The 22,441-nt window shown below is 33.2% G+C and carries 19 protein-coding genes; 5 read left to right on the top strand and 14 right to left on the bottom strand.

Annotation, left to right across the window (positions count from 1 at the left end; genetic code table 11):
* Window positions 1-52: 52 nt before the first annotated feature.
* Together F0000_RS10160 and tsaB are read left to right on the top strand one after the other, a co-directional pair.
* On the top strand, window positions 53-1,327 hold the full coding sequence (locus F0000_RS10160; RefSeq protein WP_149624615.1) for an efflux RND transporter periplasmic adaptor subunit: 1,275 nt from the start codon (window positions 53-55) through the stop codon (window positions 1,325-1,327).
* A gap of 40 nt (window positions 1,328-1,367) precedes the next feature.
* Window positions 1,368-2,027, top strand: a complete 660-nt coding sequence (gene tsaB, locus F0000_RS10155; protein WP_149624614.1) for a tRNA (adenosine(37)-N6)-threonylcarbamoyltransferase complex dimerization subunit type 1 TsaB — start codon at window positions 1,368-1,370, stop codon at window positions 2,025-2,027.
* On the opposite strand, the gene F0000_RS10150 is transcribed toward tsaB, so the two are convergent.
* The 4 genes from F0000_RS10150 to F0000_RS10135 form a co-directional block, all read right to left on the bottom strand.
* A complete protein-coding gene (locus F0000_RS10150; RefSeq protein ID WP_149624613.1) occupies window positions 1,981-2,688 on the bottom strand; it encodes a hypothetical protein in 708 nt (235 codons plus the stop codon). The genes tsaB and F0000_RS10150 overlap by 47 nt on opposite strands.
* Before the next feature lie 217 nt (window positions 2,689-2,905).
* Window positions 2,906-4,942: a thioredoxin domain-containing protein gene (locus tag F0000_RS10145; RefSeq protein ID WP_149624638.1), complete on the bottom strand. Its 2,037-nt coding sequence runs from the start codon at window positions 4,940-4,942 to the stop codon at window positions 2,906-2,908.
* 153 nt (window positions 4,943-5,095) lie between these two features.
* Window positions 5,096-5,296, bottom strand: coding sequence for a dodecin family protein (locus tag F0000_RS10140; protein WP_149624612.1), 201 nt, complete (start codon window positions 5,294-5,296; stop codon window positions 5,096-5,098).
* A gap of 128 nt (window positions 5,297-5,424) precedes the next feature.
* The gene (locus F0000_RS10135; protein WP_149624611.1) at window positions 5,425-6,330 is read right to left on the bottom strand and encodes a NifU family protein; all 906 of its coding nucleotides are present in this window, start codon (window positions 6,328-6,330) and stop codon (window positions 5,425-5,427) included.
* 243 nt (window positions 6,331-6,573) lie between these two features.
* Between F0000_RS10135 and F0000_RS10130 the strand changes: the two genes are divergently transcribed.
* Window positions 6,574-7,608 (top strand): type IX secretion system membrane protein PorP/SprF, encoded by a 1,035-nt coding sequence (locus tag F0000_RS10130; protein WP_149624610.1) that lies wholly within the window; start codon window positions 6,574-6,576, stop codon window positions 7,606-7,608.
* 98 nt (window positions 7,609-7,706) lie between these two features.
* Here F0000_RS10130 and F0000_RS10125 read toward each other — a convergent pair whose 3' ends face one another.
* Complete coding sequence (locus F0000_RS10125; protein ID WP_149624609.1) at window positions 7,707-8,879, bottom strand: VWA domain-containing protein; 1,173 nt, start codon at window positions 8,877-8,879, stop codon at window positions 7,707-7,709.
* A gap of 240 nt (window positions 8,880-9,119) precedes the next feature.
* On the opposite strand from F0000_RS10125, the gene F0000_RS10120 reads away from it, so the two are divergent.
* Complete coding sequence (locus F0000_RS10120) at window positions 9,120-11,348, top strand: histidine kinase (RefSeq protein WP_255452690.1); 2,229 nt, start codon at window positions 9,120-9,122, stop codon at window positions 11,346-11,348.
* Window positions 11,349-11,361: 13 nt separating this feature from the next.
* A complete protein-coding gene (locus tag F0000_RS10115) occupies window positions 11,362-12,093 on the top strand; it encodes a LytTR family DNA-binding domain-containing protein (RefSeq protein ID WP_149624607.1) in 732 nt (243 codons plus the stop codon).
* Window positions 12,094-12,396: 303 nt separating this feature from the next.
* On the opposite strand, the gene F0000_RS10110 is transcribed toward F0000_RS10115, so the two are convergent.
* The 9 genes from F0000_RS10110 to F0000_RS10070 form a co-directional block, all read right to left on the bottom strand.
* A complete protein-coding gene (locus F0000_RS10110; RefSeq protein WP_149624606.1) occupies window positions 12,397-13,542 on the bottom strand; it encodes a hypothetical protein in 1,146 nt (381 codons plus the stop codon).
* Between the two features lie 697 nt (window positions 13,543-14,239).
* Entirely contained in the window at window positions 14,240-15,028 is a 789-nt protein-coding gene (gene murI / locus F0000_RS10105) for a glutamate racemase (protein ID WP_149624605.1), read from the bottom strand.
* An 88-nt stretch (window positions 15,029-15,116) separates the two neighbouring features.
* Window positions 15,117-15,626, bottom strand: coding sequence for an OmpH family outer membrane protein (locus tag F0000_RS10100; protein ID WP_149624604.1), 510 nt, complete (start codon window positions 15,624-15,626; stop codon window positions 15,117-15,119).
* A gap of 46 nt (window positions 15,627-15,672) precedes the next feature.
* Window positions 15,673-16,533, bottom strand: coding sequence for an OmpH family outer membrane protein (locus F0000_RS10095; RefSeq protein ID WP_149624603.1), 861 nt, complete (start codon window positions 16,531-16,533; stop codon window positions 15,673-15,675).
* Between the two features lie 36 nt (window positions 16,534-16,569).
* The gene (locus F0000_RS10090; RefSeq protein ID WP_149624602.1) at window positions 16,570-19,263 is read right to left on the bottom strand and encodes an outer membrane protein assembly factor; all 2,694 of its coding nucleotides are present in this window, start codon (window positions 19,261-19,263) and stop codon (window positions 16,570-16,572) included.
* Between the two features lie 4 nt (window positions 19,264-19,267).
* Complete coding sequence (locus F0000_RS10085) at window positions 19,268-20,005, bottom strand: isoprenyl transferase (RefSeq protein WP_149624601.1); 738 nt, start codon at window positions 20,003-20,005, stop codon at window positions 19,268-19,270.
* A gap of 5 nt (window positions 20,006-20,010) precedes the next feature.
* Window positions 20,011-20,697, bottom strand: coding sequence for a DUF6089 family protein (locus tag F0000_RS10080; RefSeq protein ID WP_149624600.1), 687 nt, complete (start codon window positions 20,695-20,697; stop codon window positions 20,011-20,013).
* 100 nt (window positions 20,698-20,797) lie between these two features.
* Window positions 20,798-21,682: an NAD kinase gene (locus tag F0000_RS10075; protein WP_149624599.1), complete on the bottom strand. Its 885-nt coding sequence runs from the start codon at window positions 21,680-21,682 to the stop codon at window positions 20,798-20,800.
* 27 nt (window positions 21,683-21,709) lie between these two features.
* Complete coding sequence (locus F0000_RS10070) at window positions 21,710-22,366, bottom strand: CBS domain-containing protein (RefSeq protein ID WP_149624598.1); 657 nt, start codon at window positions 22,364-22,366, stop codon at window positions 21,710-21,712.
* Window positions 22,367-22,441 lie beyond the last annotated feature (75 nt).

Genomic DNA, 22,441 nt, shown 5'->3' with positions numbered 1-22,441 from the left:
CAACCACAAAGATTGTACTTTCATAGAGCAAAATTAATTTTTAAAGCAAGTCATGAATAGAAAAACTTTACTAATCATTCTAAGCATTGTTGTCATTGTAATTATTGGACTTGTCCTGGGTAAAAAAGCAGGATGGTTTGGTAAAGATGGAAATAGCAAAGCTGTCGAGATAGCTAAGATCGAAAAAATAAATATTATTGAAACCGTTGCAGCAACAGGAAAAATTCAACCAGAAGTAGAAGTCAAGTTATCTTCTGAAGTCTCTGGAGAAATTATAGAATTGCCAGTCAAAGAAGGGCAACAGGTAAAAAAAGGAGATCTTTTGGTACGTATTAATCCAGATATTATACAATCCGGATTGAATAGATCTCAGGCAGCATTAGAAAATGTAAGAGCGGGATTGCAGCAGTCCCAGGCAAGTCTTAAAGAAGCAAAATTAAATTATGAGCGCAATAAAGAGTTATTTGATAAAGGTGTAATTTCTAAAGCAGAGTGGGATCGGTCTGTATCAGCATATGAAGTAGCTGAAGCTGCCAAAAAGTCTGCGTATTTTAGTGTTCGTAGTGCCCAGGCAACAGTAAACGAAGCAAAAGACAATCTGAATAGAACTACTATTTATGCACCGATGAGCGGAACTATTTCTAAGCTATCTGTAGAACTGGGAGAACGTGTAGTGGGGACTCAGCAGATGGCAGGGACAGAAATTATGAGGGTGGCAAACCTCAGTAATATGGAGGTAGAGGTAGATGTTAATGAAAATGATATTGTAAAAATAGAGGTTGGAGATTCTACCATTGTCGAAGTAGATGCTTATTTAAAGAAGAAGTTTAAAGGATTGGTTACAGAAATAGCGAATTCTGCAGAAAGCACGCTGAGTGCTGATCAGGTAACAAATTTTAAAGTAAAAGTTCGTATAGTAGAAAAATCTTATCTGGATTTATTAAAGGATAAACCAGAAAATTATTCACCTTTTAGACCAGGAATGACGGCTACAGTAGATGTTATTACAAATAAGAAAGAAAATGTTATAGGAGTACCGATTAGTGCAATAGTGATCAAAAGTGATACATCAAGTGCTGCAAAAAGATCATATACAAAAGAAAAACTTAAGGAATCTGATCAAAAATTTGAATGCGTATTTATTAAAGAAGGAGGAACAGCAAAACTTCGCGTTATTGAAACCGGTATTCAGGATGATAGTAATATAGAAATTACAAAAGGTTTACTGGGAGGAGAAGAAGTGATTACTGGCCCATATAATGTAGTTACCAAAATACTAAAAACAGGTGATAAGGTAACGCCTAAAGTAGAGGATAAGGGTAAATAAATTCAGCATAATTGGCTATCTTTGGCTTAAATTTTTATTGATGGCTTATATACTTTGTATAGAAACTTCGACCACCAATTGTTCTGTTGCGCTGGCAAAAAACGGAAAATTGATTGAGTTAAAAGAAGATTATGATACTAAATATTCTCATGCAGAACGCTTACATAATTTCATAGACATTGTTGTTAAGAAATCTGGGATAGTTTTGAGAGATGTAGAAGCTATTGCAGTGAGTAAAGGTCCCGGTTCATACACAGGACTAAGAATTGGAGTTTCTGCGGCAAAAGGATTATGCTATGCATTAGATATTCCTTTAATTTCGATACCTACCTTGCATTCATTAGCTTTACAAGTACAGAACAAAGAAGGGTATATTATCCCAATGCTAGATGCTCGTAGAATGGAGGTGTATTCGGCTGTATTTTCTAATAATCATAAGCAAATAAGATCAACTGAAGCTGAAATCCTATCAGAGGCTTCTTTTAGCGAATATTTAGTAAAAAATAAAGTGTATTTCATAGGTAATGGTGTTACTAAGTTTTCTGAAATTTGTCTGGATACTAATGCAGAATTTATCAAAAAAAAATTGCCATCTGCTAATGAGATGGCAACATTAAGTTATTCGAAATTTTTGAGAAAAGAATTCGAAGATGTTAGTTTCTTCGATCCCTATTACTTAAAAGACTTCGTGACGGGCTAGAGTCACTACTTTTAAGTGCATTATATCTGGATACAAGCCTAATAAGGTCTTCTTCTTTTCTAACTTTTATCTTTTCTTTCTTTATGTAGGCTTTCAATTCAGTTTCCTTATCACTAAAAGAAGCTAATAGCGACTTCCTGTTCATCGGTAACTCCATAATAAGACCTCTTTCTTCTATATAATAAGTAGTAATGGTTTTAACCCTTCCTGGAGCTGATGTTCCACTAACAGAACCTTTCTTGTCTGGTTCAATCACATCTAAGGTGTATCTTTTATAAATTCGATACCTCTCATTTAGTTCTACAAGTACATAATAACCAGATCTTGCTGATCCTCTTTGTGTTTTAAATTCACAATAGTAATAGTAATCACCATCAATTCTAGCATGTGTAGTAGGGCTTTTCACTATTTTAAAGAGTTCATTATTTGCTTTCTTAAACTCTAAAGCATCAGAAAATATATTATATCTGAGTTTAGCATCAAAGGTTCCTGACTTTTCATCGATGACACTTGCTTCTTTGTAGCGAAGAGACGAAAAGATTGAACCTTCATAATCATCAAACATTGCAACTCTTTTTGCCGGCTTTAATAAAGATTGCGGAAGTTGCGCAAACAGAGCAGGCGAAATTATCAAAAATAAAATATGTAGTATTTTTCTCACGGTGTATAGATTTAGTTCAATAAATATAAGAAATTATGGAGATTAAACACGAAAAAAACGGTTTTTAAGTAGCATTTTTGCGAATATGTCAATACTTCTTCTTTTTTGATTATTTTTTTTGTTAAAACAAAAGGTTTTTTTAAATATATCACATAGGAATTTTACGGTAAAACAGTATTTTCTTGAGCGAAAACGATATAATTTGTAGGAAAAAACATCATTTTATAAAACTAAAAGCTTGATTAACATCTTCTACAGGGTATTTACAGGAGTTATCGATACATATGTAGATTAATGTTTTATTTTCTACGAATCTATTCTTCAATAGAGGAGATTCAGATTCAGAGAAACTCCCCGCCATGAGTTTGTTTGGAATATAGTTTTTATTGATTTCTTTTATTTTTGATGATAGTTCATCTCCGACAGTCACTACTTCATAGAATTCTGCGGCATAATTTAGCATAAGATCTAGCCAATTAGAATATCCTGAAGCATAACTTTGTATTTGTGGTTTGACACTATGAAGCATTTGTTTACTGGTCTCTAGGTATTTCCTGTTATCAGTATAATGGTATAATAAGAATAAATTTTTTGCCATAATAGAATTAGAGGCTGGTATAACATTGTCTGTGAATTCTGTGGTACGGGTAATCAGTTTAGGATCTAGATCAGAAGTAAAGTAAAATAAAGACTTTTTTGGATCATAAAAATGAGTATACGTATAGGCGGCAAGTCTTTCTGAGATCTCCAGCCATTGCTGATCAAAAGTGTTTTGGTATAAGGTAATAAATGCGTCAATTACAGATGAATAATCTTCCAAGTATCCATTAATTGTACTTTTTCCTTTTTTGTAGCTATGTAATAATGAATTGTCAGCTTGTAATTGTTTGTCTTTTATAAAATTAGCATTGTGTAAAGCTGCATCCAGAAAACGCTGTTCTCCAAAAACCCTATACGCATCCAGATACCCTTTGAGCATTAGGGCATTCCATGAAGTAAGTGTTTTGTCATCCAATCTTGGTCTGGAACGTTTTTCGCGCTCAGTTAACAAAATATTTTTCCAGGTTATTAGTTTATTGTGTAACTGCTCTTGGTCAATATTGTTCTCTTTTGAAAATTCATCATTACTATCTTTTCGTATTAAAACATAGTTGCCTTTTTCCCATAATCCATAAGAATTGATATTGTAATAGTTAGAAAAGAGCGTATAATCATCACCTAATAGTAAGGTGAGTTCTTCTTTTGTCCAAACATAAAATGCGCCTTCTTCTAATTCTCCCTCTGGGGTGTTACTATCGGCATCGAGTGAAGAGTAAAAAGCTCCTTCGCTAGTAGTAAGCTCTCTAGAAACAAATTCTAATGTTTCATATACGACATCTTTGTACCATGAATTCTTACTAGCCAGATACGCATCAGAATATAAACTTACCAACTGAGCATTATCATAAAGCATTTTTTCAAAATGTGGCACATGCCATTTATCATCTGTAGAATATCTGGAAAATCCTCCTCCTACATGATCATAAACGCCACCATATGATATCTTGGTAAGCGTATTGTTTACAAAATCCTTGAGTTCAGTATTTTTTGTCTGATGCGCATATCTTAGCAGAAAATGATAATTATTGGGCATCATAAATTTAGGCACTCGTTTTGTACCTCCTTTTTGATGGTCAAATACAGAACTCCATTCTGTTACTGACGCTTCAATAAATTGAGTGTCAAAACTGATCTCATCTTCATTAACTTCGATGATATCAACAGATTTGATCCCTTCTTCCAGTTTGTCTGCATATTCTATAAGCTTTTCTGGTTGGGTAGTGTACAGATCAGAAATTTGTTTTAATGCCTCGACCCATTTTCCTTTAGGGAAATAGGTACCTCCCCAGACAGGTCTTCCATCAGGTAATGTAATCATATTTAAGGGCCAGCCACCACTTCCTGTCATCAGTTGTACAGCACTCATATATACCTGATCAACATCTGGTCGTTCTTCTCTGTCAACTTTTATATTCACATAGTTTGCATTCATGAGTTCTGCGACTTTGGGATCTTCAAAACTTTCATGTTCCATGACATGACACCAGTGGCACGCGGCATAGCCAATACTTACAATAATCAATTTATTCTCTTCTTTAGCCTTTTCTAGCGCATCTTCTCCCCAGGGTTTCCAATTCACCGGATTGTGTGCGTGTTGTAATAAATAAGGGCTTGTTTCTTGAATAAGGTCATTTGTGTATGGGTGTTGTTCCATAGGTGTTTTATTTTGACTTGTGCAGGTCGTAAATAATAATGCTAATATGATTAATAATAAATATTTCACTGGAATAATTTTTAAGTAATCTCTAAAAATATAAAAAGCATCCTAAAAAAGTAGGATGCTTTTTATATTTTAAAAAATAAATCTTTATTTTATCTCAAAAGATATTTTAAGATTTACTCGAAATTCTGTTACCTCATTATCTTTTACAATGACTTTTTGATCAGAAACCCAGGCGGATAGAATATTTTTTACTGTTTTTCCAGCTTGTTTTATGCCATTTTTGGTAGCATCTTCCCAGCCTTTTTCAGAACTTGCGATTACCTCTATTACTTTAACAATTGCCATTTTAATAATTTTTTAGTTAATAATTTGAATAAAGAGTCTCTAATATACAAGATACTTTAGTCTTTTTGAAATATTAACTCCAGTTATTTTAATGGTTTTTTCGATATACCTGTAATTTGTTCGACAAACTACCCATTGACAGCTTCAACAGAAGCTACTTTATCTTTAAGCATTTCTTTAAGCATGTTTTCTATACCATTTTTTAAAGTAAAAGTAGAAGAAGGACATCCGCTACAGGCACCTTGTAAAATTACTTTTACTACTTTGCTTTCTGGGTCATAAGAGTCAAACATAATATTACCTCCGTCACTAGCAACAGCTGGCTTAATATATTCGTCTATAATATTTACAATATCTTTTGACACTTCGTCCAATTTTTCGAAGTCAACATCGGCTTGTTTTCCTGCTTCACCTTTGGTAGAAGTAGCATTGGCCGATAATACTTCTTTTCCTTGTTCCAGATATTCTCTCAGAAATTCTCTGATTTCCAGTGTGACATCATTCCAGTCGGCCATGTCATATTTATTAATCGAAATATAATTTTCGTCAATATATACTTCTTTTACAAAAGGGAAATGAAACAATTTCTCTGCCAGTGGAGCCTCCTTAGTATCATCGATGTTTTTAAATTCGTGCCCGGTTATTACCAGTTTTTTATTAGCAACAAATTTTAATACGGCTGGATTAGGTGTGCTTTCTGCATAAATAGTTATCGGAACTTTTTTAGAAGTTTCAGATGTATTGATAACTGTTTGTCCACTATTTAAGTATTCTTTGATTTGTTGTGCTACTTCCTCCTGTACATCTGCCCATTCTACAATGTCGAATTTATCTATAGCAATAAAATTTTGCGCAATGAATACTCTTTTTACAAAAGGGAGATAAAATAATTGTTGCGCTAATGGCGAATTTTTTGCTTGATCTATATTCTCAAACTCATAGCTTGTATGTTCTGTTAAGAAGTAGTTTGCCTCAAATTTTATAATACTTGCATTGGAGGTAGGTTCTATTTTTATCTCAAAATTCTTTTCCATATTCTTATTTTTGACAAATTTACCAAAAGTCAAGTGATATTTTTAAGGATTAACACAGTAAGAACGTTATAATAATTGGGCAAGAATAGATGTTGTTACAAAAATTTATATATTTGGAACTTATATTAATTAATATTTTAAATTAAAAAAGAAATATTAAAGCCCTACAATATAAGCTTTATTAAAAAGTTTATATTGGCATAATTAACCTATTTTCCCCTTTTTTTAAACATAACACCTATAATGAATTTGAAGAAATATTATTTGTTGTTTGCTATGCTGGTGTCACAATTCACTTTTTCCCAAGAAGGGATTCCAGTCTATGCAGACTACCTTTCTGATAACTTATACCTGGTTCATCCTTCTATGGCGGGTGCTGCTAATTCTAATAAAATAAGGCTTACTGCAAGAAAACAATGGTTTGCCATAGATGATGCTCCCAATACTCAATCTGCTAATTTTAATTTTAGAACTGGCGATAAGATAGGGTTGGGTGGAATTATTTATACAGATGAAAATGGACGTTTTTCACAGACAGGTGTATATGCGACTTTTGCATATCATTTACTGTTTTCGAGAGATCGTACAGATCTCAATATGTTATCTTTTGGGATGAGTGGAGCTTTTATTCAATCAAGTGTTGATGTTAGAGATCTTTTTGATCCTACGGATCCTGATCCTGTAGTGGCTCCCAATCAGATACAGAGACAAGGATATTTTAATGTAGATGTAGGGATGTCTTATAATTATTTGGATTGGTTTGCTCATTTTACTGTAAAAAACCTTCTGCCGACTGCAAGAGAAATATTTGATAATACAGATAGTGGTGCATCTATACGGGATTCTAATAATCAACGCAGGTATATCTTCTCTTTGGGACGCGTTTTTGGTTTGGGGACTAGTCCCTGGAGTTTGGAGCCTTCTCTTTTGTATCAAGCCACTGATCAAACACAGGAGAGTGCAATAGATGCTAATCTAAAGGTCTATAGAAGCTTTGGCGGGTTAGCTACCTTATGGGGAGGATTATCTTATAGACGTAATTTTGATGGAGCAGAGTTTTCTCAAACTGGAGTAGCTATAGAAAGTCAAAAGCTACAATATATCACACCATTTTTAGGAATCAATTATAAAAAATGGATGGTAGGATATACATATAGCTATCAATCTAATTCTGTAGTATTGACTAATGGAGGATTTCATCAGCTGACTTTAGGATATGATTTTGCGAGACGTAAAGAACGTTGGAATTGTCATTGCCCTGCTGTAAATGATCAATAGATTAAAAATGACTTTTATAATAGAAAGACTAACCTTTTGTTAGTCTTTCTGTAGTGGTTTTACGATATATTACTTTCTTAGAAGCTGGATTTTGATATTTATTCCCAACTAAAAGACTTTCTTTTTCCCTGAGTTTTTATGGCGTTTATTAATGCAGCTTCCAGATTAGATTCATCTTTATTACCATTGTTTTTGATATAGTTGATACGCTTTTTATTGAGCTCCTGTATTTTTTTCTGTATCTCTTTGCGTTCATTGCTTTTAGTTGAGATATATTGCTTTATCTCACCTTTAGATTTATTCTTGAGCTCTGAGGGTAATTGTTCTTTAGAAATCTCTTCTAAATTAAAATTTTTATCTTCTATAGCATCTACAAGATCCCAGCTTTTGTTTTTATAAAAGGCAGAACTTTTACTAATCGTTCTACTTACAGCATTGGCAGCACCATAAGATTGAGCGTTTGTATCTTGCTCCGATTGCAGGCTCATTTTTTTAGAACCTTCTTGTCCATAATAAATATATGTGTTGTTTAACCTTCTGTTTAATTGAAGAATAATATCATCATAAGGTGTAACTATGTGTATAGTTTTACGATTATGATCTATTGCACTATATTCTCCATTAGTAATATTTGCTGCATCTTTCCACATTGTTTCTATTCCTTGTCTATAGTTACCACAGAATATTGTGTTGATGGTAATATCTTTTTCTTTGGCATCTGTAGCAGCATCATTATAATGTACAGGTCCCTGAGTGAAAGGCTCATTTCCTGCAATAAAAATGAGTTTTAAATGATCATTATTTTTTTTCCAATCCAATTGTTGAATAGAGGTGTTGATTACTTTGCCGCAATATTCATTTCCTCCATTAGTAGTGAGTGCGAATAGCTCTTTTGATATCTCGTCTAAATCATCAGAAAAAGGAAGCACCTGTCTGATATAACCTTCTTTTGATGGTAAGCGATCATTTCCATACTCATACAAAGCAATTTGTAGTTTTATTTGATAGTGTTTACATTTGGCATATGACAATTCATTCACAATCTCCCATAACTGGGATTTGGCTTGGTTGATAAGTCCATCCATACTATTGCTAGTGTCTAATAATAATGCAACCTGAATGTTTTTTGTATTTGGGTCAGTTTTGGTTGTGTAAATCCGATGTACTCCTTCTGTTCTGATACCTGGTTCAAATTTTTTCTCATTTTTGGCATTACACGAAATAGAAATAAATAATAAGCTTACCATACTCCATAAACATATTGACTTCATAATGTTGCTTTTTTTAAATTTTAGATAAAACTAGAATGAACTTTTTTAGATAAAAAATGAGAATGAGTAAAAGATAAGTATGGATGAGTAAATGCCTTATTTGGATATAGGAAAAAGGGAATTCGACCTGATTAATTATTAAAAAAACGAAGAAGTTGCTAATCCCCCGTTTTCTTATCCAAAAGAAATAGAGTAAGTTTACCTATGTTTATCTATGATTATACAAAAAAAGTAACCTTCGTGTTTTGGTTTGTTTGTATGTTGTCTACTCTCGTTTATAGTCAACAAAATGAAAAGCTGAATACTGCTCCAGATTCTTCTATGATGATGATAAGGGGCACAGTAAAAGAAGAAAGTACTTTTAAGCCGATAGAAAATGTAGAAATACAAGTGCCGGGAAGAGGGAATTATAAAACCAATAGCTTTGGTGATTTTAGGATAGAGGCTAGGGTAGGAGATGAAATTATGATTAGACATGATAGTTTCCAGACGATCTTCTATACCATCAAAGGGAATGATCGTATTGATATTATGGTAAAAGAAAACCCTGCCAGGAATAAAGGAAGTCTCAAAAAACAAAAAAAAGCTGCTGCCGCCTATGGTGCAAATCTGGCAGCAGCAAGAAAAGCATTAAAAAAAGAAGCTTCTATAAGTATCGATTATATCACCAAAGCTTTAGAAACCATAGAAAAAGATGATCCTTTTGCAGATGAGAAAAAAGCTGAATTGTTTGAGACACTAGCAGATGTGTATCGATATTGGAAACAACCTGACATTGCCGAAAGTAATTATATCACAAGCCTTAGTAATAAGTACAGTAAAGATGTGAAAATAAAATTGGGGGAGGTCCAATTGCAGAGTGAAAATTATAAGAATGCTTTAAAAACATTTACTGAATTACAGAAATCTAAACTGAGTTATTTACAAAAAATAAAGGTTTACGAAGGATTGGGTGATAGTTATAGAGGGTTGAAAAATGAAATTAGTGCGGTACAGAATTATAGAGATGCATTATCACTGGCAAAGAAAAATAAAATAGAAGATGTTGTGATTGCATTAAATTCTAAATTAGCAGATGTCTTACAGACTCAAGGTAATATTGGCGGTGCCAGAAGGTATCTGGATAATTCTGTAGCACTGGCAAGCCGAAGAAGTAAAAAAACTGCTGCGAGGCAAAGAGCTAAAGCAGCCGATTTTTATAGTAAGAATAATAGTTTTGACAAAGAAATACAATTGCGAAAAGAAGCATTAGAAGATATTGCAGAAATCAAAGATACTAATGAGGGAGGTGAGTTTACAGATTCGATCATACCAGAATCAACTGATGATCGAGCCATCACCTCGCAAGTGCAAAATTATAAGATAGCCAATGCTTTTGCTGCACAAAAGGAGTATGATGAAGCCATTACCTATTATGAAGAAAGCATTAAAAAAGCTGAATCAGAAAATGATTTGGTAGTTCAAAAAGATGCTACCCGTAAGCTGGGAGGAGTATATCGTGCAAAAGGAGAGTTAAAAAAAGCTTCTGAAGCATTTAAAGAATATGAGGTTATTATTGATAAACTTTATATCCAAAAAGAACAGGAAATATCGCAGGCAACCCGTTTTAGTAGAGAATTGGCACAAAAGGCAAACCGGATTACTACATTAGAAAAGGATAGAGAATTAAATGAGAGTAAGTATAAATTAGCAATTGCATCCAGAGAATTAGCAGACCAACAAAGCATACGCCAGCAAATAGTTATCTATTCATTATTAGGATTGACGCTATTATTGTTATTTGCTGGCTATCTAATGTTTCGTAATATGAGACAGCAACGGTATGCTAATAATCTACTAGCACTAAAATCATTGCGGTCGCAAATGAATCCACATTTTATCTTTAATGCATTAAATTCTGTAAACACATTTATTGCTACCAGTGATGAGAGAGCCGCGAATAGATATCTTACAGATTTTTCTTTGCTTATGAGAACCGTTCTCGAAAATAGTGAAGAAGATTTTATTCCGCTAAAAAAGGAAATTGAATTGTTAGAGTTATATGTAAAATTAGAACATTTTAGGTTTCAGGATAAGTTTGAATATCATATAAAAGTAGATCCAGAGATTGATATTGCCTCTTTTATGATACCTCCAATGCTATTACAGCCGTATATAGAAAATGCCGTTTGGCATGGATTGCGATACAAAACTGAAAAAGGTTTACTCTCAATAAATTTTACAAAGACGACACCTAATAGTATTGAAATAATAATTGAAGATAATGGTATTGGAAGAGAAAGATCCAAAGCATTAAAAACGCAAAACCAAAAGAAGCAGAATTCTAAAGGGATGAGCAATATCAAAAAAAGAATACATATCCTGAATACTATGTACAAAGATAAGGTTGATGTTTTTATCACAGATCTTGATAATTCTCAAGGAACTCAGGTGAAATTGATACTTAAAAAAGAAAATAATAGCGTATAAAAAAAGAATCATTGTGAATTTAACTGCAATTATTGTGGATGATGAAGCTAATAGTAGAGCCATCCTTAGAAATTATGTGACCAAATATTGTCCGTCAGTAGAGATATTGGGTGAAGCCGCAAGCGTTCAGGATACGCTGATACTTCTTGAATCCAATGAACCTGATTTGTTATTTCTTGATGTAGAAATGCCCTATGGTAACGCTTTTGATTTATTAGAACAGGTGCCAGATAGAACTTTTGAGACCGTATTTGTAACTGCTTATAATCATTATGCTGTGGATGCATTAAATGCTCAGGCGACGTATTATTTGTTAAAACCAATTGCGATTGATGATCTCATCAAAGCTGTAAATCATGTAAGTTATATAAAGGAAAGAGAGACAGAGCTTCAGGATCAGGTATTAACCCCAAAAGTGAATACGGCTAAGGGAAAAATTACAATACCAAAACAAGATGGTTTCGAAGTGTTGGAGATACCTAAGATTTTGTATTGTCAGGCAGATGATAATTATACACATATATATCTAGAACAAGGGCAGAAATTAGTAAGTAAAACTTTGAAGTATTTTGAAGATTCTCTATCTGATTATGGTTTTGTTAGAATTCATAAAAGTTATTTAGTAAATGTGGATAGAGTGATCAGATATAAAAAAGGAAAAGGAGGGAGTGTTGTGTTATCATCTGGAAAAGAAATTATGGTGTCTTCTTCAAAAAAAAAGGTACTGCTGGATTATTTTAAATGAACTCAAGAAGAGTTCAATGATAAAAGCAAGAAATTCAAATTAAAAAATAATAATAATAAAGCAGCAAACTCATTAAAAATTGCAGCTTTATTATTTTTTTTGTTCAAATTTCCTAATTTTCTATTGCCTGATCGTTGTGTTGTTAGCGTTTCCAGATTGCATAATATTAATAGATAATTGATCACCCTGCTGCGTGTTAATAGTTGGTTTTCATTACCAACCTGCGTATTAACAATAGTATTTTTAGTTCCTGACTGAATGGTTTCAGAGTTATTTCTAATCCCATTTTGCAGGGTATTAATACTATTTTCTGATGAGATTTGTATTTAGACTTGCGAGCTCTATAGTGGTTCCTTGGGAGGCGATACTCTCATTGCCAATACCATTTTGAACTTGCGTAACTGTATTTTCAGAACCATATTGATTGGCCATCACAAGTCCTCCTGTATTAAGGGTTTGTTCTATTTGATTAAAATTACCGTGTTGTATTCCTTCAGCATCACCAATTCCTGTTATGGTGGTGGTAATTGTATTTTCATCTCCTGATTGTATTTGTTTAATTTCAATTTTACCATTCTCTATTTGGTCAGGACTAGCGTTCATTCCCGCCATGTTTTTAAACCCTTCCTGATTTTGCTTAAAATTATGTTGTATAAAATTAGCTCCCCTTGGCAGTTTTATATCCGCAATTACGATATTTTTCTGACCATTTTGAGTTTGTTGAACATTAATATGAGAAAAAGTCACACTGTTATTTAAATCCGCCATTGCTATATTTTCTTGACCTTCTTGGATTTGCTCTACATTAATTCCGCTAACTATTTCACCATTTACCTCGATGACCCCTAATGCTATAATAGATGCCTGATTTCTATCACCCATTTGAATCTGTTCAGCAAAGGTAGCATCTCCGTCAAAAGTTAAGATATTACTTCTTCTGTCCTGAAACTGTTTTAGACCACTATCAAGAATATTAGCATCTGCTATATTATTTTCTCCAATTTGTTCCTGAGTAGCATTACCAAAATCAAATGAGGATATTTTAATATTTGCACTATTTTTTTCCACACCTTTTTGTAATTGATTGATAAATGACCCGCCAAAATTTACAAATGAATTTGCATTTGCTGTATTTCTGGTGCCCTCTTGCTGCTGATTAATAATAGAACCAGTAAGAGTAAATGAAAAAACAGAAGATGTATTTTCGAGACCTATTTGGCTTTGTTCAGAAGAAATACCTTCACTTATGTTAGAAATTACCGAATTTCCAAAACCTTCTTGATACTGCACTATTTTATTTCCAGGAACGGGATTGTCATCAGCATCAAACAGACGTCCGTTATGAATTCCTAGTGCTTTATTAAAATCTCCGATTTGTTCCTGATCAATAATGGTAGCAAAAGAAATTTGCTGATTCGCTTCTGCCTGATTGTAATACCCTTTCTGCAATTGATTAATACTGTTAAAACTTCCTAGTTGTTCTGTTTTTAGACTCTTAAAACGACCCTTTTGATTTTGTGTAATATTTCTATCTCCAAGACTAATGTCTTCTGTTCCTTGTATGTTTGTAGTCGTATTGTTATCCCCGGTTTTGGAAATGATAATTTCATTATTTATTCCTGTTTAAGTGATATCGTTTACATTACCTTCTCCTATCTGGTCAATAATAATTGAATTATTTGTCTGTGCAAAAGAATACGATAGGCATAATATTATGCATATCCCAGTGTTAATACGATTTATAACTAAAAATTTCGCATATTCATCGTTTCTTTTTCCTTTCTACTTCGTTTAAAAAATAAACCGTAGCTATAGCTATGCTTGATTTTTTTGCCTTGCATAAAGAAAAAATAATTCAATGAATTTATACGAATTTTTTAATCACAAATCGTATAAGTGATTTCATATGAATTAATTTTAGTGTTATTGTTAATTAAATAGAAATTTAAAAAAAATATATTCTGTTCGTTCTGATTTTAGGATTTTAGATAATAAAATGAGGATTAAAGTAGGGAATTTGTGGATTGATGAAAATCTGAAAAACTCGAATCAGTTAATTTTAGAGAAAAATTTGGAGATAACAATTCTAAATAGTTGGTTTTAAAATTGAAATGATAACTGGTGATATTGAGTAAAACTAAAACAATTAAAAATTAAGTAGCTTAATTTCTATGGATTTATTCTTGGTGTTAAGAGTTTTTTGTAGCACATGGAGGTCTCCGTTGGTGTGGAAAATATGGGAGCCTTGAATGAGGTTTTTATTTAAGATGTTTCTCTTAGAAAGGATTACTTTAGTTTGTCTGGCAACAGCTTCTCCAGAGTCTATTATGATAATATTTGATGGAAGTATTTTTTTTAAAATCGGCATTAAATACGGATAGTGGCTACACCCTAAAACGAGGTAGTCTATATTCTTTTTGATCATCGGTCTCATATAGGACTCTAATAAAGAATACATTTCTTGAGTTTCGATTTTTCCTTGTTCAATGAGTTCTACCAAGCCAGTGCCAACTACTTCTATAACATCAATAGTGCTGGCATATAGATCCGAAGTTTTGGCAAAAAGCTGACTGGATAATGTTCCTTGTGTTGCTAATACACCAACTTTTTTAGTTTCAGTGTTTTTGGCTGCTGGTTTAATGGCTGGTTCAATACCTATAAACGGAATGTCAAATTGTTCTCTGAGTATTTTGATTGCATTAGTAGTAGCGGTATTACATGCTACTACAATGATTTTACAATTGAGTTCCAGTAATTTTTCTGTGTTTTTGATACTGAGTGCTATGATTTCTTCTTTGGTTCTTTTGCCATAAGGAGCATATTTACTATCAGCCAGATAGATTGTATTCTCATTGGGGAGTGCAATTGTAATTTCCTGCCAGATAGAGGTCCCACCTACACCGGAGTCAAAAATACCTATTGCCTGATTGTTCATGGTGTCTGCTTAGTATATTTCAAAAATAGAAAAAACAGCGAAAAAATATTCTCACTGTTTTTTTATTATCAAAATGTTCTGTTATTTTTTAGATACCCAGATCTTTTTTTACATCTGCCATTAGATCTTTACCATCAGCTAATATAACTCCTGTCCCTGTAGTAGAATCTAATACATATTGAAAACCTTGAGCTCTTGCAACTTTCTGGATAGAAGTACGAGCTTTCTCATAAATAGGTTTCATTAATTCAATTTCTTTTTTCTGAAGATCTTTTAATGCATTTTGTCTGTAGTCTCCAATACTTTTCTCTGTATTCTGAAGCTCTTGCTGTCTCTTTAGATTTTCTTCATCTGTTTTAGTTGTAGCTTCTTGCGAATATTTTTTAACTGTATTCTGTAATTCTAAAGCCATGTTTCTAATTTCGGCTTCATATGTTTTGTTTAATTTTTCTATCTCACTTTTTGCTGCTTTAAAAGCAGGCATGGATTCTACAAGTTCTTGAGATGCTATATGTGCTACTTTAGATTGTGCATTTGTGAAACTTGATGCTCCTAAAATTAATGCGCAAGCGACTAATAGTGTTCTAAACTTTTTCATTTTAAGTAATATTAATTGTGTTATATAGATTTAAAAATTATTCTTTCTAATTATCTTCATTTCCTTCTGTTTCACCTTCATCATTAGAGGGAGATTCTTTTTGTTTTTCGAGTTGTTCTTTTAACCCTTTTATAGAATCTTTTTTTCTTTTCTGAGTTTCTAAAAGTTTAGCTCTTCTTGCTTCAAATTCTTTCTTCTTCGCAGCCCTGATAGAATCTCTGGCAGCCTTTCTTTCTTCTAGCAGTTGTTCTCTCTCCGCTTGTTTTTTTGAAACATTCTTTTCTCTGTCTGTCACTTCTTTTTCTTGAGTAGAATTTCTTTTTTCTTCTCTTTCCAGTGCTTTTTTCTCTTTTCTGCTATTTACTTGCTTTCTTTTGGATGCTCTGTTAATTCTTAGTAATACTTTATCGCTAATATCATATCTGTCTGCAGAATACAGCATAACCATGTCTGATGATTTATCAAAAACAAAATCATACTTCCCACTTTTAGCAACTTCTTGTACGATGATAAAAACCTGATCCTGTACAGGTTGAACCAATCTTTTTTTCTGGATAAATAAATCTCCGTTAGGACCAAATCTTTTTTGCTGATATTCCAGAATTTCTTTTTCTTTAAAGAAAATATCTTCTTCTCTTTCTTCAATAAGCTCTTTAGTCAGTAAAACACGTTCGTTATTGAGATCTTTTCTCATTTGTTCCACTACTTTTAACTCAGCTTCTATTTCAACTTTCCATTTTTGTACTTTCGTTTCTAAATCTGCTGAGGCTTCATTGTACTCAGGAACATTTTCTAAGATATACTCCATATCTATATATCCAATTCTTATACCTTTTTGTGCCTCTGCGGAATTGGAAACAGCTAACCAAAGAATCGTTGTTATTACTAAAAGAACTCTTGTTTTCATAATCCTGTTTTGTTTATAGAAATAATCGTGCCAAAATTAAAATTGTTGTCCTATGATAAAATGAGGTTCCCAACCGTGAGGTTCTGTTTCCAGCCCGGGAATAGGATCAAAACCATATCCAAAATCAATACCTAATAATCCAAATGCAGGCATAAAGATACGTAAACCTACTCCAGCAGAACGATTTAATTGAAACGGATTGAACCTTTTAAAACTATCATAAGTAGCTCCTCCTTCTATAAAAGCCAACGCATATATCGATGCTGAGGGCTTTAGAGTTATCGGATACCGAAGTTCTAACGAATATTTATTATATATTGTTGCCCCGTTATTATCAGAAATTGTCCCATCAGTGCTATTAAGCGGTGTTATCGAATTGTTTTCATATCCTCTTAATGCGATAACCTCTCTGCCATCAAGTGCTGTAGCTCCTAATCCATCACCTCCCACAAAGAATCTCTCAAAAGGGATATTTCCTCTATTATTATTATAGGCGCCCAGAAAACCATATTCTCCAGATGTTTTTAATACTAATGGATTCTTTCCTATTTTAGTTATGGTTGTGTACCAGGTGGCATCAAATTTTATCTTGTAATATTCTAACCAGTCAAAACGTTCCTGATCTATTTCTCCTGTTTCTCGCCTGATATTAGTGATCTGTTCTGCAGCACTGTTATTTACATCTGGATTTATGATGTTCCCTCTATTATCGGTTAAACCAGGATTGTCGAGTATTAGTTCGTTTTCTTGTATACCTATTTCATTTCTTCTATTTGCAAGTTCACTATAATCAGTCCCATCCCATAAAGAGTATGGTAATGACAATTTGGCTACTAAATTAAAATCAGAACCGGAAGTAGGGAAAATAGGGTTAACAGCAGTATTATTTCTATTGATTCCTATTGTATAAGATAGATTGTTAGAAAAACCATTACCAAAGGTAAATAGTCCATTATTAAAGTTTTTAAGGTTATAATGCTGATAACTTATTGCCTGGGATAGGGTGAAGTAATTATCCGGCCAATTTAATCTTTTTGCAATACCAACAGATGCTCCGGTGATTAAAAATTTACTATCTCTGTTTATTTCTCTGTTTCTGCCTCTGCTATTGCTAACAGAAAACTGTGTTGAGTGCGATAGTGATGTGGATAACTGGAAAGGTTTTTTTCCTCCTAACCAGGGTTCTATAAACGATAGGCTGTATGTTTGAAAAAACTGACTTGCCTGAGCTCTTATTCTAAGTGTTTGACCATCTCCCATAGGAAGAGGTGTATAAGCTTCTTTCTTAAAAATATTTCTGATAGAAAAATTACTAAATGCTAATCCTAGAGTTCCTACAAAACCACCACCTCCAAAACCTCCCTGGAGCTCGATTTGACTAGCTCCTTTTTCTACTACAGGGTAATTGATATCTATTGTTCCTGCCTGCGGATCTGCATTTTTAAACTGAGGTTCTAATTGCTCAGGATCAAAGAATCCAAGCTGTCCAATTTCTCTAACAGTTCTTACTACAAGGTCTTTGCTGTAAACCTGTCCTGGTCTTGTTCTTAGAATCCTGTAAACTACGTGGTCATTCGTTTTGTCATTACCCGTTACTGTAATGTGGTCAAAATGTACTAGTTTTCCTTCGCGAATCCTGATTTCAAAATCGATTGTATCATTTTTAATATTGGTTTCTACGGCATCAATACTGGAGAACAAATACCCGTTGTTCTGATATAAGTTTGTTAAATCATTAGCATCAGGCCTGGTATTATCAGCAATTTGTTTTTCTAGCAGTACGCCATTGTATACATCTCCCTTTTTAATGACTAATTGTCTGGCAAGTTGTCGGTCTGTGTAAACACTATTTCCTAAGAAATTAATATTTCCAAAATAATGCTTATTACCTTCTTCGATAGTAAGGTTTAGCGACACGCTATTGTCACTTTCTACAATCAAAGAATCAGAGGTAATACGAGCGTCTCTATATCCTTTTTCTTTATACTTGCTTATGATATTTTCTTTGTCTTCCTGATAGTCTGCTTTGATATATTTAGATCTTTTCCAGAACCTCCAGGGTTTTTTGCGTTTTGTGTTTTTCATGGAAGCTCTAACTTTGTTATCTGTAAGCTGGGAATTTCCATTAATACTAATGTTTTCTACTTTTACCCGATCTCCTTTATCTATTTTTACAAGCATATTTACCTTGTTTGTAGGAAGAGTATCCTCAATAGCAATGGTATTGATAAGAACTTTTGTATTGAGATATCCATCTTTACGATACTTATTGGTAATAAAATTACGCGTTGTAGTGATGAGATTTTCAGTTACTTTGGATCCAGGATTAAGACCGTTATCTTTAATTAATTCTTCAGCTTTACGTTTTTTGACACCTTCTATACGTGCTTCTTTTAATTCGGGTACTTCCTGTATATTTAGTTCTAAATAAGCGGTTTCTCCCTCTACTCTTGTGATGTAAAAATTAATGTCACTAAATAATTCAAGATCCCAAAGTTTTTTAATAATTTGACTTATACGATCTCCGGGAAGTAGAATTCGCTCCCCATTTTTAAGACCTGTATAGGTAATAACAGTATTTTCGTTGTAGGTAGTTAATCCTGTAACCTTGATGTCTCCAATGACATATTCTTTGCCATTTGTACTGGGGATGTTTTGTGCTGAAAGTAATATTGTATTTAATAAAAAAGCAATGAATGCAAAATACGTGATAGGTAATTTTTTTGTCATCTTTTTAACTAAGCTGCTCACTAGTTTTTCCAAATCTTCTCTCTCTTTGTTGATAATTTAATACGGCTTCAAATAAATCTGATTGTTTAAAATCTGGCCATAGTATCTCTGTAAAATATAATTCTGCATACGCAATTTGCCATAGTAAGAAATTACTAATACGTTGTTCTCCACTGGTACGTATTAATAAGTCTACATCTGGAAGGTTTTTGGTATACAAATGCTTATTAATGACTGTTTCATTTATAAGATGTGGCGAAAGTACATTATTTTTAACTTTAATACTTATATCTTGTATAGTTTTTATCAGCTCCTCTCGACTACCATAACTAAGAGCTAATGAAAGGGTCATGTGCTCGTTAGTCTTTGTCTTTTCTATAACTTCAGTAAGTTCTTTTCTTGCTTTTTCTGGCAGTGCTTGTAGATTTCCTATAGCATTTAATCGAATATTATTTTTTTGAAGTGTCTCTATTTCCTTCTTTAAAGAGCTAACCAAAAGTTTCATTAAAGTATCTACTTCTAGCTTAGGTCTATTCCAGTTTTCTGTTGAAAAAGCATATAATGTAAGATATTTTACACCGATTTGTGCAGCTCCCTCTACTGCTTCCCTAACTGCTTTGGTACCATTTTCGTGGCCTATTGCTCTGAAAAAACCTTTCTTTTTTGCCCATCTACCGTTGCCATCCATAATGATAGCCACATGTTTTGGGATGTTAGAGTTTAATTGTTCTTTATTGATCATTTTTTTTAAAAAGCACAATAACATGGTATTCTACCCCATGTAAACGATAATGTGATGCCAGTAAATACATACCAGTCATTATTATCTAGATTACCAAATTTATTTGCATCAAACCCACTATCAGGATTGCTACCATCCAGATTGTCAGTGAATGTATATCTTGCTCCGATCTCGGCCCCCAGTATCCAATGACGACCAATGGTTTTTTTAATACCAACTACCATCGGAATTGCAAGATTCCATCGATTACTATACGTGTTAATTCGATTATTATCAGTAGGATCTATTGCCTTGGCGCCATAGCTGAAACCTGTTACACCAGTGTACAAATAAGGGGTAAATTGAGATTCGTACTCATATAAATACCAATCCCAGAAATTAAATTCTAATCCTACAGATATCTCTTTTACAGAATTAGTAAAACTTAAACCTCTGGCTTCTCTTCTTGCATCGCCCTGTGCGTCATCTGCATTAAGCTCTGCATACAGAAACGAGGCTCTAAACGCGTGTCTTTTACTTCGGTTCCATTTTGCAATTGCGCCCACAGCAAGGTCATTAGGAGCGATGTATGTGGTGGAACCTACATCACCAATATAATTAGAACCTCCTAACATTATGCCTACTTCATAGGTTTGTGAGGTAATAGATTGCGCAAAAAGCAAGACAAATACAAAGGATGCTAAGTATCTCATAGATTTTCAAAAGTTTGCAAATATAACAATTAACTTTAGTTCAAAAGAATTTGAGTAAAAGAGTATGAATTAAAAAACACTTTTTAAAAGAATTTATTGTTTAATTCCGTTTATCTTCTCCCCAAAGCATCTTTTTTCTCAATGTTTTTAAGAAACTATCTCCGCCTAATACGACCATATTAATTTTAAAAGGAGCTTTCTTTATTATTATAGTGGTTTCATTAGGTAATGTATGAACTCTTGAATCCAGAGATACCAAATAATTATCTTCTCGACTCGAAATTTTTAGTTTTATTTCTTGATTATCAGGAATGACTAATGGTCGGGCATTAAGGTTATGCGGTGCAATGGGCGTTAGTACCATGCTCTCAGCGTCAGGCATCATAACGGGGCCACCACAGCTTAATGAATACCCTGTGGATCCCGTAGGAGTACATACAATAAGTCCGTCAGCCCAATAAGAAGTAAGAAACTCGTCATTTAAGCTTGTATGTACTGTAATCATAGAGGTTGTGTTTCTTCGGCTAACCGCAATCTCATTCATAGCAAAGTTTAAAACGCCAAACTCTTTACTTTGTGGTACTGTTTCTATGGTAACAATACTTCGGGGAGACAGATAAAATTCTTTATTTAGTATAAGATCAATACTATCCTGAATCTCTTCTTTTTGAATTGTTGCCAAAAAGCCTAGTCTCCCTGTGTTGATTCCTGCAATCGGGATTCCCAGATCTCTTACATAAGTTATCGTTTTAAGAATTGTACCATCACCACCAATGCTAAAAAAAAGATCATACGAATGATCTAATTCTTCAAAAGTACTGAAGTGAGAATAGCTTTTATCAATGTCATCGTGGAGATTTATGAGTTCCAGAAAATTTTTCTCAATAACGACCTCTATATTGTTTTTGTCGAGTGTTTCTAGTAATTGCTGGATATATACTCCGGATTTTTCGTGATAAAACTGGCCATAAATACCTATCTTCATTATCGTTTGATTTGTATTAATCGGTTTTTATATGTTGAGATATTTCTCTAAATATTGAGATCTTTCTTTAAGATTGCTTAAGAATGAATCTTCATGATGCTTCGATACTATATTATAGCTATATCGTCTGAAAGTCTGAACAATATTATTAATGTCGCTATCATTTATTTTCACAGTGATTTGCGCTACATCATTTTCCATATTAGAAATAAATAAGCCTAACAATTTAGCATTGTTGGACTCGATAATTTGTGCAACCTCACTAAATGAATAGTCTAAGATACCTTTTTCTACTATTAAAATATTACCGGGCTCGCTGAGAAAAGGAGTTTCATTAAAGAGGTTCATAATATCTCTTAGTTCGAAATACCCTTGATAATTATTGGCATCATCAAGCACTGGTATTATATTGGAGTGGTTCTGGGCAAAAGATTCTAAAATATCTAACCAATTAGCATCACTCCTTACAAAGAAACCTTCTAAGGCATATTGATACGAATCTAATGTTTTTTCTGCTTCAAAACATCGTATATCAGCTTCAGAGATACATCCCATATAAGTATTGTTTTTTAGAACTGGAAAATGAGTGTAGGTTAACTCATTAAACAATACTTGTGCGTCTGCAACTATTGAATTTGAAGAAAGCGGTGCTATCTCATTTATAATGTATAAACTTGTTTTCATAATTCCCGGGGCTTTTTTATGCAAATTAATCAAAAATATGCAACTGTGGTATTCTCAAGTTCGTATTTTTGTTTT

Origin of the sequence: Aquimarina sp. RZ0 (assembly GCF_008370685.1) — a bacterium.
In the GTDB taxonomy this organism is placed as follows: domain Bacteria; phylum Bacteroidota; class Bacteroidia; order Flavobacteriales; family Flavobacteriaceae; genus Aquimarina.
Note: the sequence above shows the minus strand (reverse complement) of the source record. Positions and strands in the feature narration are given on the sequence as shown.